Raw genomic sequence first — 14,192 nt, forward strand, 5'->3', positions numbered from 1 at the left:
TCAGCGGTGCGGCCAGGCCGCGAGTGCCCGCTCCAGCGCGCACGAGGCGGAGGCCGGCACCGGCTCGACGAGCACCGCCTCAGGGTGGCCGCCTGCCCTGGCGCGCGCCGCGGGCAGGCTCCACGTGCCGGCGACCCTGCCGTCGACGAGCACGGTCGGCCGGAACACGCCGTTGCCGCCGGGCACGACCGCGGCGAGCGCTGCCGGGCTCGCGACGAGCGAGCGGTCGGCTGCGCCGAGCAGCCACTCGTCGAAGGCGGGCACGAGCCGCACGCCGTCGCGCGGGAGCGGCTCGAGCCCCGCCCGCATCCGCATCGGCACGCCCTCGACCAGCACCGGCTCGAGCCCGGAGGCCGCCGCGAGCGCCGCGCGGATCGGCACCTTCGGCAGGCCCGTCCACCAGGCGACGTCGTCGTCGCGGATCGGGCCGCGGGAGGCGACCATGCGCGCGAGGAGGTCGAGATGCGCTGCCGCCGGGTCGGCGACGGCCGCGGGCGGCCCGCCGACGAGCAGCTGCTCCGCGCCGTCGAAGGGCCCGAAGCGCACGCGCTGCTCGATCGCGAGCAGCGCCAGCAGGTGGTAGCCGCGCCCGCCCGACGTGGCGATCCCCGCCGCCTCCCACGCCGCGAGCAGCGCCGGCCGCGCGAGGGGACCGGCGGCGAGCGCCTCGGCCGCGACGGCGGCCGCCTCGGCGCCCACCGGCTCCGGCACCTCGCGGTCGCGCAGCATCCGCAGCTCCTGCCGCCGCATCCGCTCGCCCGTGGCCGCGTGCAGGATCGCGAGGTCGCGGGGCGTCGTCGCGAAGAGCGTGCCGCGCATCGCCCAGGAGCGCACGAGCTCGCCGCGGTCGAAGGCGTCGCGGACGTCGGCGAGCGTGGTGCCCGCCGCCGAGCGGATCGCGATCGCCCGCAGCACCGCCGGAAGGTCCTGCCCCTGCATCGCGACGAGCGCGCGCATCGCCTCGGCGGGGCTGCGGTCGGCCCCGAAGCCGTGCGCGGCGAGGCGTGCGCGCCGGGCCTGCGCGGCGGTGAGCGAGCGGGGCTCCATGCGCCCACGCTAGCCGCGGCCGGGGACGCGGCGGCATCCGCGCCGCCGGCGCCCGGACGCGGAGGGGGCCCGGACGCCGCTGCGCCCGGGCCCCCGATACGACTAGCCCTCGAGCAGGCTCGTGACGAGCGCCGCGATGCGGCTGCGCTCCGAGCGGGTGAGGGTCACGTGGCCGAAGAGCTCGTTGCCCTTGAGCGTCTCGATGACGCTCGCGACGCCGTCGTGGCGCCCGACCCGCAGGTTGTCGCGCTGCGCGACGTCGTGCGTGAGCACCACGCGCGAGTTCTGGCCGATGCGGCTGAGCACCGTGAGCAGTACGTTGCGCTCGAGCGACTGCGCCTCGTCGACGATGACGAACGCGTCGTGGAGCGAGCGGCCGCGGATGTGCGTGAGCGGCAGCACCTCGAGCATCCCCCGGTCGGCGACCTCGTCGAGCACGTTGTCGCTGACGAGCGCCCCGAGCGTGTCGTAGATCGCCTGCCCCCAGGGGTTCATCTTCTCGTCCTTGTCGCCGGGCAGGTAGCCGAGCTCCTGGCCGCCGACCGCGTAGAGCGGGCGGAAGACGATGATCTTCTTGTGCAGGCGGCGCTCGAGCACCGCCTCGAGGCCCGCCGCGAGCGCGAGCGCCGACTTGCCCGTGCCGGCCGAGCCGCCGAGCGAGACGATGCCCACCTGATCGTCGAGCAGCAGGTCGATCGCGAGGCGCTGCTCGGCCGAGCGGCCGTGGACGCCGAAGACGTCGCGGTCGCCGCGCACGAGCGAGATCTCGCCCTTCCGCGTCACGCGGCCGAGCGCCGAGCCGCGCTCGGACGAGATGACGAGGCCCGTGTTGAGCGGGAGGTCGGCGACGGCCGACGTCTCGAGCCGCTCGTGCTCGTAGAGCGCCGCCATCTGCTCGCCGGAGAGCGCGAGCTCGGCCGTTCCCATCCACCCGGAGTCGACGGCCTGCTCGGCGAGGTACTCCTCGGCGGCGAGGCCGATCGACGCGGCCTTCACGCGCATCGGCATGTCCTTCGACACGACGCAGACGTCGAGCCCGTCGCCCTGCAGGTTGGCGGCGACGGCGAGGATGCGGGAGTCGTTGTCGCCCAGCTGCAGGCCGCTCGGCAGCACCTGCAGGTTCGAGTGGTTCAGCTCGACGCGCAGGCTGCCGCCGCCCTCGGTGGGCACCGGGAAGTCGAGGCGCTCGTGCGCGACGCGGAGCTCGTCGAGGTTCCGGAGGGCCTTGCGGGCGAAGTAGCCGATCTCGGGATCGTGCCGCTTCTTCTCGAGCTCGGCGATCACGATCACGGGGATCACGACGGAGTGCTCGGCGAAGCGGTGGATCGCGCCCGGATCGGACAGCAGCACGCTCGTGTCGAGGACGTAGGTGCGCTGCCGGGTGTCCGAGTCGTCGATCGACTGGACTGCGGGCGGGGTGACGAGTGCAGGCACGTGGCGCTCCCTTCCGACCGAGGTCGGATCTCACGCGGCCGTCGCCTTCCCGTGGTGCTCGCGACGGCTCAGGCCGCTTGCATGCCGGGCGGGTGCCCGACACGGCTGACGCTACGCCCGGCCGCCGACGTCGCCGCGCCTCGACACGCCGCGCCGCGCCGCGAGTTCACGCGCCCGTAACGCGATCCGCAGGCGATGCTCAGCGGCCGTAGCGCCGCTCGCGCAGCCCGTAGGCCCGGACGGCGCGCAGGAAGTCGACCTCGCGCAGGTCCGGCCCCAGCGCCTCCACGAAGTAGAACTCGCTGTGGGCGCTCTGCCAGAGCATGAAGTCGGAGAGGCGCTGCTCGCCGGAGGTGCGGATCACGAGGTCGGGATCCGGGAGGCCCGCGGTCGTCAGGTGCGCGGCGATGAGGTCGGGCGTGAGCCGCTCGGCGAGCTCGGCGGGGCTCGCGGTGCCCGCGCCCTCGAGGATGCGCCGCACGGCCTCGACGAGCTCGTGCCGCCCGCCGTAGCCGACGGCGAGGTTGACGGTGATGCCCTCGGCGCGCTCGGTGCGCGCGACGGCGCCCTGGATCGCCGAGACGAGCGGCTCGGGCAGGCCGCGGACGTCGCCGGCGTGGCGGATGCGGCGGCCGGGCTGGCGCGAGAGGTCGTCGGCGAGGTCGGCGATGATCTCGCACAGCTCACCGAGCTCCTCGGCGGCGCGGCCCGTGAGGTTGTCGCGCGAGAGCAGGTAGAGGGTGACCACCTCGACGCCCACCTCGGCGCACCAGTCGACGAACTCGCGCAGCCGCTCGGCGCCCGCGCGATGGCCGTGCCCCACGGAGGCGAGGTTCTGCTCGCGGGCCCAGCGGCGGTTGCCGTCGATGATCATGGCGATGTGGCGCGGCACCTGCACGCGCTGGAGGTCGCGTCGGAGCCGCCGCTCGTAGTAGCGGTAGACGAGCCGGGAGCCCGGGGCGCTGCGCAGTCCCACAGAGCGAATCTACACAGCCGCGTCCATAGGAGCCGCACTGCGCCGCCCCTCGACGCCGGGACTGCGTACGCCGTACACTGTCGGCATGGCAGCCCAGTCCGACCCCGAGCTCCGACCCGCCGGCCTCCCCGAGGCCGCGCGGATCGCCGCCCACGACGCCCGCGCCGGCGAGCCCGCGCCGGGCACCCCGCACCTCCCCCTCATCGAGGCCGCGGGCGAGGCGATCGTCGAGTCGGTCGTCGAGCGCAAGCCCTCCTGGCGCGGCTGGATCCACGCGGGCACGGCGCCGCTCGCCCTCGCGGCCGGCATCGTGCTCATCGCGCTCGCCGACGGCGCGACCGCCAGGATCGCCTCCGCCGTCTTCATGACCACGAGCCTGCTGCTGTTCGGCGTCTCCGCCGTCTACCACCGCTTCCACTGGTCGGAGCGCGTGCGCGTCGTGCTCAAGCGCCTCGACCACGCGAACATCTTCCTGCTCATCGCCGGCACCTACACCCCCATCGCGCTGCTGACGCTGCCCGACGACAAGGCGCTCCTGCTGCTCTCGTGCGTGTGGGGCGGCGCGCTGCTGGGCATCGCCTTCCGGGTGTTCTGGATCAACGCCCCGCGCTGGCTCTACGTGCCGCTGTACCTCGCGCTCGGCTGGGCGGCGGTCGCCTTCCTCGGCGACATCTGGGCGGCGAACCCGGCGACCACGATCCTGGTCGCCGCGGGCGGCCTCGCCTACACGGCGGGCGCGATCTTCTACGGCCTGAAGAAGCCGAACCCCTTCCCCGCCCACTTCGGCTTCCACGAGATCTTCCACGTCTGCACCGTCGTGGCGTTCCTCTGCCACTGGACCGCCGTGCTGCTCGTCGCGGTCCGGCCGCCGCTCGGCTGAGCGCCGCGCCGGCGAGCCGGCGTCCGCGCCTGCCTCCCAGCGATCGCGCGGCGTCGCGGCCTAGCGTGGAGCGCAGCCCGCGAGGAGGTCCCATGCGCATGCCACGCTCCGCCGTCGCGGCCCTCGCAGCCGCCGCCGTCGTCGCGCTCGGTGGCTGCGTGCTGCTGCCGCCGCCCGCGCTGCCGACGGCCGCTCCCGATCCGGCCCCCACGGGCGCGACGCCCGTCCCGCAGCCCACGCGCGGCACCGATCCGGGCGCCGACGACGACGTGGTGCCGGTGGAGCCGGACGCGCCCGTGAGCGACGTCGACACCACCGACCTCGACACGGGCCTCCTCTACGCCGGCTACCCGCCCGTCACCGACGACGGCTTCCTCCCCGACGCCGCCGTCGACGTCGTGCTCGAGCCGACCGCCGGCACGCCCGTCGTCGCCGAGGGGATCGCGCTGCCGACGTCCGACGCGGGCGACGAGCTGCTGCCCGGCGCCCCGCACGTCGGCTCCGGCAACCTGCTGCTCACGACGACGGGGCGCCTCGAGCTCGAGAGCGGCAGCGAGGCCTACACGTGCAGCGGCACGGTCATCAACAGCACGACGGGCCTCGTGGTCATCACCGCGGCCCACTGCATCTTCGACGACGACACCCGCGACTACTACGACCGCATCCGCTTCTCCCCCGCCTACGAGCGCGGGGCGTCGCCGCTCGGGGTGTGGGAGGCCGACGAGTGGTGGGTGCCGCAGCAGTACCTCGAGGCCAACGAGCGCTGGCTCGACGGCGCCGACGACGACGGGTGGATGGGCTTCGACGTCGGCTTCGTCCGCTTCGCGCCGCAGGACGGCCGCACGCTCGAGGACATCGCCGGCGGGCAGGGCGTGAGCTTCACGGCCGAGACGAACGGGGTCGTGATCGCCGGCTACCCCGGCAACGACGACTTCGACGCCGAGGTGCTGCGGCACTGCGCCGACGACGAGCTCGACTACGGCGCGGGCGGCGACGCCAACTACGGCGCGGCGTGCGACATGGGCGACGGCGCCTCGGGGTCGGGCTTCGTCTCCAACCTCGATCCGGCCACCGGCGCGGGCCACATCACGGCGGTGTACTCGAACGGCGGCGGATCGGGTGCGTACGGCCCGCCGCTGGGCGTGACGGCCTGGAACGGCCTGCAGCGGGTCGACCGCTAGCGGCCGTCTGCTCCGCTGGTCGCCGGCACGACGATGCCGGGCCCCGCGGGACCCGGCATCGTCGATCGGCGGGAGGTCAGCGGTCGGCGTCGTCCTGCGCCTGGCCGAACGCGCCCACCTTCGGCGCCTGCTTCGCCGCGGCGCGGCGCTGCTGGCGGTTGCCCTGCGGCTCCTGCGGGGTGGGACGGCCGGACTGCGCCGCGACCGCCGGGTTGCCGCTGCGGCCGCGCGCCTTCTCGGCCTGCGCGCCGCTCAGCTCGCGCCCGCGGGCGTCGTGCACCGAGGCCTCGCCGTCCTCGGACGGCGCGGTGTAGGTGAGCTTCGAGGTGTCCTCCTCGGCCTCGTCGAGCCCGCCGCCCTCGATCTCGGGCGCCTGCGTCGCGGTGCCCTGCTGCACGGTGACGTCGAGGTTGAACAGGAACGACACCGACTCCTCGCGGATCGCCGTCATCATCTGCTGGTAGAGCGCGAAGCCCTCGTTCTGGTACTCGACCACCGGGTCGCGCTGCGCCATGGTGCGCAGGCCGATGCCCTCGCGGAGGTAGTCCATCTCGTACAGGTGGTCGCGCCACTTGCGGTCGATCACCGACAGCACGACGCGGCGCTCGAGCAGGCGCATCGCGCCCGACCCGAGGGCCTCCTCGCGCTTCGCGTAGGCGATGCGCGCATCCGAGAGCAGCTGCTCCTGGATGAAGTCGGCCGTGAGCCGCGGCCGCGCCTCTGCGACGACCTCGTCGATCGTGATGCCGACGGGGTAGATCGTCTTCGCCTCGGTCCAGAGCGCCTCGAGGTCCCAGTCGTCGCTGTCGCCACCGGCGGTGTGCTCTGCGACGAGCGCCTCGATCGTCTGGGTGAGGAAGCCCTGCACCTTGCCCTCGAGGTCGTCGCCGTCGAGGATGTGGCGGCGGTCGGAGTAGATCGCCTCGCGCTGGCGGTTCATGACGTCGTCGTACTTGAGGACGTTCTTCCGCATCTCGGCGTTGCGCGCCTCGATCTGCCCCTGCGCGGAGCGGATCGTGCGGCTGAAGATCTTCGACTCGAGCGGGATCTCGTCCTCGCCCGGGTCGACGGCGAGGAAGCGCTGCGCGACCGCGCCGCCGAAGAGGCGGAGCAGGTCGTCCTGCATCGACAGGTAGAAGCGGCTCTCTCCCGGGTCGCCCTGGCGGCCGGAGCGGCCGCGGAGCTGGTTGTCGATGCGGCGCGACTCGTGGCGCTCGGTGCCGAGCACGTAGAGGCCGCCGGCCTCGACGACCTTCGCGGCCTCGGCCGCCACGTCGGCCTTGACTGCCTCGAAGACCTCGTCCCAGCGCTCCTCGTACTCCTCCGGCGTCTCGGTCGGATTGAGGCCGAGCTCCTGCATGCGCGTGACGGCGAGGTGCTCGGCGTTGCCGCCGAGCATGATGTCGGTGCCTCGACCGGCCATGTTCGTCGCCACCGTGACGGCGCCGAGGCGGCCGGCCTGCGCCACGATCGCGGCCTCGCGCGCGTGGTTCTTGGCGTTGAGCACCTCGTGCTTCACGCCGCGGCTCGCGAGCTGCGCCGCCAGGTACTCGCTCTTCTCGACGCTCGTCGTGCCGACGAGCACCGGCTGGCCGGCCTCGTGGCGCTCGACGATGTCGTCGACGACGTGCTGGAACTTGCCCTCCACCGTCGCGTACACGAGGTCGGGCTGGTCGATGCGCTGCACCGGCTTGTTCGTCGGGATCGGCACGACGCCGAGCTTGTAGGTCGCCATGAACTCGGCGGCCTCGGTCTCGGCGGTGCCGGTCATGCCGGCGAGCTTGTCGTAGAGCCGGAAGTAGTTCTGGAGGGTGACCGTCGCGACCGTCTGGTTCTCGGCCTTGATCTGCACCCCCTCCTTCGCCTCGATCGCCTGGTGGATGCCCTCGTTGAAGCGGCGGCCCTGCATGATGCGGCCGGTGTGCTCGTCGACGATGAGCACCTCGCCGTTCATCACGACGTAGTCGGAGTCGCGCTTGAAGAGCGCCTTCGCCTTGAGCGCAGTGTTGAGGAACGAGATGAGCGGCGTGTTCGCCGACTCGTAGAGGCTGTCGATGCCGAGCAGGTCCTCGACCCGCTCGATGCCGGGCTCGAGCACGCCGACGGTGCGCTTCTTCTCGTCGACCTCGTAGTCGGTGCCCGGGCGCAGGCGCTTGGCGATGCGCGCGAACTCCGCGAACCAGCGGTTCGCCTCGCCGGCGGCGGGGCCGGAGATGATGAGCGGTGTGCGCGCCTCGTCGATGAGGATCGAGTCGACCTCGTCGACGATCGCGAAGCCGTGGCCGCGCTGCACCATCGACTCCTTCGAGTGCGCCATGTTGTCGCGCAGGTAGTCGAAGCCGAACTCGTTGTTCGTGCCGTAGGTGATGTCGGCGGCGTACTGCTCGCGGCGCACCTCGGGCGTCTGGCCGGCGACGATGCAGCCGGTGGTCATGCCGAGCGCGCGGAAGACGCGGCCCATGAGCTCCGACTGGTAGCTCGCGAGGTAGTCGTTCACGGTGACCACGTGGACACCGTCGCCCTTGATCGCGTTGAGGTAGGCCGCGATCGGCGCGACGAGCGTCTTGCCCTCGCCGGTCTTCATCTCGGCGATGTTGCCGAGGTGGAGCGCCGCGGCGCCCATGACCTGCACGTCGTACGGCCGCATGCCGAGCGTGCGCTTCGCGGCCTCGCGCACGGCGGCGAAGGCCTCCGGCAGCAGGGCGTCGAGCGGCTCGCCGTCGGCGTGGCGCTGGCGGAACTCGTCGGTCTCGGCCGCGAGCTCCTCATCGGTCAGGTCCTCGAACGCGTCCTCGAGCGCCGCCACGTCTGCAGCGATGCGCTCGAGCCTGCGGCGGAGCCGGCCCTCGCCGGCGCGCAGCATGTTCTCGAAGAAGTTGGCCACGAGGGATGCCTCCCGGAGTCGGGTGAAAGGTGCACGGTGCGCTGACCGACTGCCCATCGTAGCAACGAGCGCCTGGCGGCGTCCCTGCCGAGGCTGGGACGCCGCCAGGCGTGGTGCTGAGGGCTCAGGAGGCGCGGCGCTCCTGCTCGACGTGGTGGCCGGCCTGCTCGCCCTCGTCGTCGAGGGTGATCACGCCGTACGACCAGCCCTTGCGGCGGTAGACGACGGCGCAGGTGCCGGTCTCCTCCTCGACGAAGAGGTAGAACGGGTGGCCGACGAGCTCCATCTGGTCGACGGCGTCGCGCACGCTCATCCGCTTCGCCGGGAACCGCTTCTCGCGGATGACGACGGGCGACCAGCTGGTCTCGGCATCGGCGCCCTCGCCCTGCACGACGGGGATGGCGCCGGTGGCGACCGCCTCGACGACGGCGGGGTCGGCCGGGGTGAGGGCGACGTCCTGGAAGCCGTTCGCGGCGGCGTCGCGCAGCGGCATGGCGCGCTTGCCGCGGTGGTCGGTGCGCTTGTCGTGGACACGGCGGGCCCGCTCCATGACGCGGTGGTAGGCGGAGTCGAAGGCCATGAACTTGTCGGGGCCGTCGGACTCCGCGCGGATGATCGAGCCCGGCCCGTGCACGGTGATCTCGACCCTGCCGGCGACGGCATCGACATGGGGATCGGCATGACGGGTGAGCTTCACGTCGAGTGCCGTCGCACGCGGCAGCAGCTGCGTGACCTTGGCGAGCTTCTCCTCCGCGTACGCGCGGAATCGGTCCGTGATCTCAGCGCCCTTCGCACCGAACGTGATCTCCATCGTGGCCTCCCATCGGGATCGGCGTCGGCGCCAGTGGCTGCTGGGCCGACTTGCGTGCCGTCACGCTACCCCCCGCGCCTGGGCGGACGCCAGGGGTACGGAACCGCGGCGCGGCGCCCTCGCGACGGCCGCGATCGCGACCGGCTCGGCGCCCGCCGCGCGGAGCGCCCGGACCGCCTCGAGCGCTGTCGCACCGGTCGTCACGACGTCGTCGACGACGACCACCGGTCGGCCCGCGAGGCGCCGCGCGAGCGCGGTCGGCACGACGAGGGAGCCTGCGGCGGCGAGCCGGCGGTCGTCGGCGGAGCGGGTCTTCTGCGCGCCGTCCCGCAGTGCGGCTCCGGCCCTCGGGGTGCCCGCCGGCGCACGGCGGAGCGCGAGCCCCTGCGCGCCCGCCCGGCGCAGCAGCAGCGCGACCGGGTCGAAGCCTCGCCGTCGGCGCCCCTCGCGGCTCGACGGCACGCGCACCGGCACGCCCGCCGGCGCCGCGGCGAGCGCCCGGGCGAGCCCGGAGGCCAGCACGCGCACCTCCGCCCGACCCGCGTGCTCCTTGGCCCGCGCGACGATCCCGCGCAGCGGCCCCTCGTACGCCGCGGCCGCGACGAGCGGCAGGCCGCCGAGGCGCTCTCGCACGAGCGGCCCGGCGAGCGCCGCGGCGCAGGCGGCGCACACCGCCTCGTCGCGAGCGCCGCAGCCCGCGCAGTCGACCGGCCAGAGGACGCCCGCCGCCTCGCGCAGCGCCGCGCGCATCCCCTCCCCGTCCATCCCGCGAGCATGCGACGCTCGCGGGCTGTCCTGCCTCGAAGCCTGCGACGCCTGTGGAGGGCTACTGCTGCGTCGCGATGAGGCTCACCGCTCCCACGTCGACCGCCGTCAGCCAGACACGTCCGCGCAGCGAGAGCAGCGAGCCATCCTCGCCGAGGGCGCGCAGCGTCGACGTCCCCTCGCTGCCGCCGACGATCGCACGCACCGGCATCCCGGGCGGCGGCAGCTGATCGGCGTCGCCGCCGATCGTCAGCAGCACCACCTGGGCCGCGTCGCCGCTCGCGGCGAGCACGGCGACCTGTGTCGAGCTCGCCCACGTGACGTCGGTGGCCGTGCCGTCGATCTGCGGCAACGGGTACGGCTCCGAGAGCGACGTCGGCCGGCCGTCCTCGTCCCGTACCACCGTCGCGATCCAGATCCGGCTCTCGGCGCCGTCGGTCGACGCGACGGCGAGCCGGGTGCCGTCGCGCGAGAGCTCCATCGCCGCGACGCGCCCGGTCCCGGTCGGCAGCTCGAGCACCGCACGCTCGCCGTCGCGCCACGCGAGCAGGCGCTGGGGCGCCGACCGCTCCTGCAGGAGCACCCACCCGCTGTCGTCGACCGTGGGCACGACGCCCGCGTCGGCCGAGACGACGACCGGGTCGGCGCCCGGCACGATCCAGGCAGCCGTCGTGCCGGTGTGCGCCACGCCCCCGACCTCCCCCACGGTGAAGCTCGTCGCGCCGATCGAGGCGAGCACCGGGCCGACGTCGTCGATCGCCGAGGCGCCGGCACCCACGGGACGCAGGGTCGCCCCCTCGAGGATGAGGGGCCGCTGATCGACCTCGCCCTCGTCGATCGGCGCGGCATCGGCGCTCGTCGCCTCGAAGCCCTCGAGCCCCTCCACGCCGACGCGCACCTCGCGCACCCCGACGCTGCGCAGCGACAGCGCGAGCTGCTGGGCGAGCGGCTCGAGGCCGCCGGGCCGCTGCTCGATCTGCGCGATGCTCACCGTCACGCTCGCCACCGAGCCGTCGACCTCCGGTGCGCCGACGAGCGTCGCGTCCGGCGCCGCCGCCGTCGCGACGCCGGCCGCGAGCCAGGCGGAGGGGCCCGCGAGCACCGCCTCGACGATGCGGCCGGGCAGCGTCTGCACCGTGCGCTCGAACCAGTGCACGTCGGCGACCGCGCGCGTGCCGTCGGGCGTCAGCCAGTGCAGCACGTGCGAGCGGAAGAGCTGCCCGAAGTGGTAGTTCGAGAGCACGATGCCGTCGGGCGCCTGCGAGATGCGCCACTCGCCGCCGACCCGCAGCAGCCGGAACTCGAGGATCCGCTCCTCGTCGGCGATGCGGGCGGCGCCGTGCTCGTCGACGGCACGGACGGTCGTGACCACCGCGGTCGCGGCCGTCTCTCCGGTGAGCGACACCTCCGGGTCGCCCGAGCGCACGAGCACCCCGGCACCCGGGTCCCACCCCTCGCCCGCGTCGGCCGTCAGGTACTCGCGAGCGATCGAGAAGTCGTCGACGGGGCTCACCGCTGCTTCGAGGAACCCAAGGATGATGTCCTCCTGCGTGGCGCCGGCAGCGGGCTCCTCGGCGAGGAAGACGAGGTCGCTCGACTGGACGCTCGTGTCGACCTGGCCCTCCGTCACCGGCCCTGCGTCGGGGATGGCGACGCAGCCGACGAGCGCGAGCGCCGCGATCGCGGCGGGGACGGCGAGGGCGCGCCTCATCGCTCGACCTCCTCGGTGCGGGTCGCGACCGTGGGGTCGACGAGCGCGATCGCCTCGGTCTCGGTGCCGGGCGCGGACGCGAGCGCGTCGGCCTCGGGCAGCACGATCGCCTGCGTGTCGGCGGGCGGCAGCTCGATCGGCGACGGCGCGCTCGCGCGGTCGCCGGCGCGCGGCAGCGTGAGCCGGAACGCGGTGCCCTCCCCCGGTCTCGACCAGACGTCGATGCGCCCGCGGTGCAGCGCCGCGTCGTCGCGGCTGATCGAGAGGCCGAGGCCCGTGCCGCCCGTGCGGCGCTGCCGCGACGGGTCGGCGCGCCAGAAGCGGTCGAACACGCGGGAGGCCTCCTCCTCGGTCATGCCCACGCCGTGGTCGCGCACGGCGATCGCCGCGGCCTCGGAGGTGGAGTCGACGGTCACGACGATCGGCCGGCCCTCGCCGTGGTCGATCGCGTTGCCGAGCAGGTTCTGCAGGATCCGGCGGATGCGGCGCGGGTCGACCTCGGCCTCGAAGTGGCCGCCCGGGGCGACGAGCCGCAGCTCGCTGCCGCGCTCGGCGGCGAGCGGCTCGAGCGCCGCGATCTCGCCCTCGGCGAGCCGCACGAGGTTCGTGGGCTCGATCTCGAGCTGCGCGGCGCCGGCGTCGAAGCGGCTGAGCTCGAGCAGGTCGGCGAGCAGCTGCTCGAACCGCTCGATCTGCGTGCGCAGCAGCTCCACGGTGCGCGCCGCGACGGGGTCGAAGTCGCCGCGGCGGTCATGGAGCACGTCGCCCGCGAGCCGGATCGTCGTCAGCGGCGTGCGCAGCTCGTGCGAGACGTCGGAGACGAAGCGCTGCTGCACCGTCGAGAGCGTGCCGAGCTCGGTGATCTGCCGGGTGATGGAGTCGGCCATGTCGTTGAAGGAGCGGCCGAGCTTCGCGAGCTCGTCGCTGCCGTGCACGGGGATGCGCACGGTGAGCTCCCCCGCGGCGATGCGCGCGCTCGTGTCGGCGACCGTCTGCACGGGCCCCACGACCATCCGGGCGACGAACCAGGTGATGGCGCCGATGAGGCCGATGAGGGCGACGCCGCCGAGCAGCATCGTGAGCTGCATGAACGCGAGGGTGTCCTGGGTCGACCGGAGGCTCGTGAGCAGGTAGAGCTCGTAGCGGCCGGCGAGCGGCACGTCGACCGTCGTGCCGACGACGATGGCGGGCTGCGCGCCGGCCTCCGCGTCGAGCCGCACCGACTGGTAGTAGGGCGTGTCGGAGGAGGCGGCGACGGCCGTGCGCAGCTCGTCGTTGAGCAGGTCGGTGTCGAACGCCTGCGACTGCACGTCGTTCATGGCGAGCACCGTCTCGCTCTGCCCCTCGGCGCGCAGCATCGCGTACTCGGTCGACGACCGGCTCGCGATGAGGCCCGTGACGGCGTCGAGCGCGCGGTCCTGCAGCGCGTCGAGCTCGCCGCTCGTGAGGTTCTGCGTGACGGCCTCGGCGAACACCCGCTGCATCTCCGCCGAGGCGCGCGCGGCCTCCACGAGCGCCTCGTCGCGCCGCGTCTCGAACAGGTTCGAGCCGACCGACACCGACATGTAGCCGAACACGCCCACGAGCGCGAGCGTCGAGAGCACCATGCTCGCGGCGACGACGCGCGCCTGCAGCGAGCGGCGCAGCATGCGCGTCGCACGCTGCCACCAGCGGCGCGGCGCGGCCACGGCTCAGCCCAGGGGCGCGCCGGCGCGATAGCCGACGCCGCGGACCGTCGTGACCACGACGGGGTTGTCGACGTCCTGCTCGACCTTCGAGCGCAGGCGCTGCACGTGCACGTTCACGAGCCGCGTGTCGGCCTTGTAGTGGTAGCCCCACACCTGCTCGAGCAGCATCTCGCGCGAGAAGACCTGCTTCGGCTTCGTCGCGAGCGTGACGAGCAGCTCGAACTCGAGCGGGGTGAGCGCGATCTGCGCGCCGTCGCGGCGCACCTGGTGGCCCTCGACGTCGATCTCGAGGTCGGCGACGCGCAGGGTGGTCGCCTCGGCCTCCCGCCGCGGGCGCAGGCGCGTGCGGATGCGCGCCACGAGCTCCTTCGGGTTGAAGGGCTTCACGATGTAGTCGTCGGCGCCGGACTCGAGGCCGACCACGACGTCGGTCGGGTCGCCCTTGGCGGTGAGCATGATGATGGGCACGCCCGACTCGGCGCGCAGCTCGGTGCAGATCTCGATGCCGTCCTTGCCGGGCAGCATGAGGTCGAGCAGCACGAGGTCGGGGCGCACCTCGTGGAAGCGGTCGATGGCGTCGCGGCCGTCGGCGCAGAACTCGAGCGCGTAGCCCTCGCCGCTCAGCACGATGCCGATCATCTCGGCGAGCGCCGGATCGTCGTCGACGACGAGGATCGTCTGCTCGGTCATCGGCGCCCCCTCCGCTCGCGCTGCGCCGCGCCGCCGTGCGCGGCCGTCGCCGGTCCCGCCACTGTATCCGCTCGCCCTGTGCCTGCCGCGCAGGGCGGCTCCGGGATGTCCCGCAGCCGCCCCGG

At 73.9% G+C, this 14,192-nt stretch carries 11 protein-coding genes; 2 read left to right on the top strand and 9 right to left on the bottom strand.

The features are described from left to right. The 3 genes from IEW90_RS11100 to uppS form a co-directional block, all read right to left on the bottom strand. Nucleotides 1-1,047: a DNA glycosylase AlkZ-like family protein gene (locus IEW90_RS11100; protein WP_188718354.1), complete on the bottom strand. Its 1,047-nt coding sequence runs from the start codon at nt 1,045-1,047 to the stop codon at nt 1-3. A 102-nt stretch (nt 1,048-1,149) separates the two neighbouring features. Beyond that, on the bottom strand, nt 1,150-2,481 hold the full coding sequence (gene phoH2 / locus IEW90_RS11105) for an RNA 5'-3' helicase PhoH2 (protein ID WP_188718355.1): 1,332 nt from the start codon (nt 2,479-2,481) through the stop codon (nt 1,150-1,152). A 199-nt stretch (nt 2,482-2,680) separates the two neighbouring features. Further along, nucleotides 2,681-3,457: a polyprenyl diphosphate synthase gene (uppS, locus tag IEW90_RS11110; RefSeq protein WP_188718356.1), complete on the bottom strand. Its 777-nt coding sequence runs from the start codon at nt 3,455-3,457 to the stop codon at nt 2,681-2,683. Nucleotides 3,458-3,542: 85 nt separating this feature from the next. Between uppS and trhA the strand changes: the two genes are divergently transcribed. Next, nucleotides 3,543-4,337: a PAQR family membrane homeostasis protein TrhA gene (gene trhA / locus IEW90_RS11115; protein WP_188718357.1), complete on the top strand. Its 795-nt coding sequence runs from the start codon at nt 3,543-3,545 to the stop codon at nt 4,335-4,337. A 92-nt stretch (nt 4,338-4,429) separates the two neighbouring features. Further along, nucleotides 4,430-5,518: a trypsin-like serine peptidase gene (locus IEW90_RS11120; protein ID WP_229679645.1), complete on the top strand. Its 1,089-nt coding sequence runs from the start codon at nt 4,430-4,432 to the stop codon at nt 5,516-5,518. A gap of 76 nt (nt 5,519-5,594) precedes the next feature. On the opposite strand, the gene secA is transcribed toward IEW90_RS11120, so the two are convergent. From secA to mtrA, 6 genes are all read right to left on the bottom strand, one after another. Next, the gene (gene secA / locus IEW90_RS11125) at nt 5,595-8,402 is read right to left on the bottom strand and encodes a preprotein translocase subunit SecA (RefSeq protein WP_188718359.1); all 2,808 of its coding nucleotides are present in this window, start codon (nt 8,400-8,402) and stop codon (nt 5,595-5,597) included. A 124-nt stretch (nt 8,403-8,526) separates the two neighbouring features. Further along, nucleotides 8,527-9,213 (bottom strand): ribosome hibernation-promoting factor, HPF/YfiA family, encoded by a 687-nt coding sequence (hpf, locus tag IEW90_RS11130; protein ID WP_188718360.1) that lies wholly within the window; start codon nt 9,211-9,213, stop codon nt 8,527-8,529. A 60-nt stretch (nt 9,214-9,273) separates the two neighbouring features. Continuing rightward, on the bottom strand, nt 9,274-9,978 hold the full coding sequence (locus IEW90_RS11135) for a phosphoribosyltransferase family protein (RefSeq protein ID WP_188718361.1): 705 nt from the start codon (nt 9,976-9,978) through the stop codon (nt 9,274-9,276). Nucleotides 9,979-10,039: 61 nt separating this feature from the next. Continuing rightward, nucleotides 10,040-11,689 carry an LpqB family beta-propeller domain-containing protein gene (locus tag IEW90_RS11140; protein WP_188718362.1) on the bottom strand — a complete coding sequence of 550 codons (1,650 nt, stop codon included), beginning with the start codon at nt 11,687-11,689 and terminating at the stop codon, nt 10,040-10,042. Continuing rightward, entirely contained in the window at nt 11,686-13,338 is a 1,653-nt protein-coding gene (gene mtrB, locus IEW90_RS11145; RefSeq protein ID WP_188718363.1) for an MtrAB system histidine kinase MtrB, read from the bottom strand. The genes IEW90_RS11140 and mtrB overlap by 4 nt, the downstream gene beginning before the upstream one ends. A 42-nt stretch (nt 13,339-13,380) precedes the next feature. Next, nucleotides 13,381-14,067: an MtrAB system response regulator MtrA gene (mtrA, locus tag IEW90_RS11150; RefSeq protein WP_188718364.1), complete on the bottom strand. Its 687-nt coding sequence runs from the start codon at nt 14,065-14,067 to the stop codon at nt 13,381-13,383. Nucleotides 14,068-14,192 lie beyond the last annotated feature (125 nt).

Source organism: Agrococcus terreus, from assembly GCF_014645235.1.
Taxonomy (GTDB): domain Bacteria; phylum Actinomycetota; class Actinomycetes; order Actinomycetales; family Microbacteriaceae; genus Agrococcus; species Agrococcus terreus.

Excerpts from the sequence above, each read along its gene's own strand:
- IEW90_RS11120 (WP_229679645.1), top strand. The coding sequence starts at position 4,430 with ATGCGCATGCCACGCTCCGCCGTCGCGGCCCTCGCAGCCGCCGCCGTC.
- IEW90_RS11140 (WP_188718362.1), bottom strand. The coding sequence starts at position 11,689 with ATGAGGCGCGCCCTCGCCGTCCCCGCCGCGATCGCGGCGCTCGCGCTC.
- mtrA (WP_188718364.1), bottom strand. The coding sequence starts at position 14,067 with ATGACCGAGCAGACGATCCTCGTCGTCGACGACGATCCGGCGCTCGCC.
- IEW90_RS11135 (WP_188718361.1), bottom strand. The coding sequence starts at position 9,978 with ATGGACGGGGAGGGGATGCGCGCGGCGCTGCGCGAGGCGGCGGGCGTC.
- IEW90_RS11100 (WP_188718354.1), bottom strand. The coding sequence starts at position 1,047 with ATGGAGCCCCGCTCGCTCACCGCCGCGCAGGCCCGGCGCGCACGCCTC.
- trhA (WP_188718357.1), top strand. The coding sequence starts at position 3,543 with ATGGCAGCCCAGTCCGACCCCGAGCTCCGACCCGCCGGCCTCCCCGAG.
- mtrB (WP_188718363.1), bottom strand. The coding sequence starts at position 13,338 with ATGCTGCGCCGCTCGCTGCAGGCGCGCGTCGTCGCCGCGAGCATGGTG.
- hpf (WP_188718360.1), bottom strand. The coding sequence starts at position 9,213 with ATGGAGATCACGTTCGGTGCGAAGGGCGCTGAGATCACGGACCGATTC.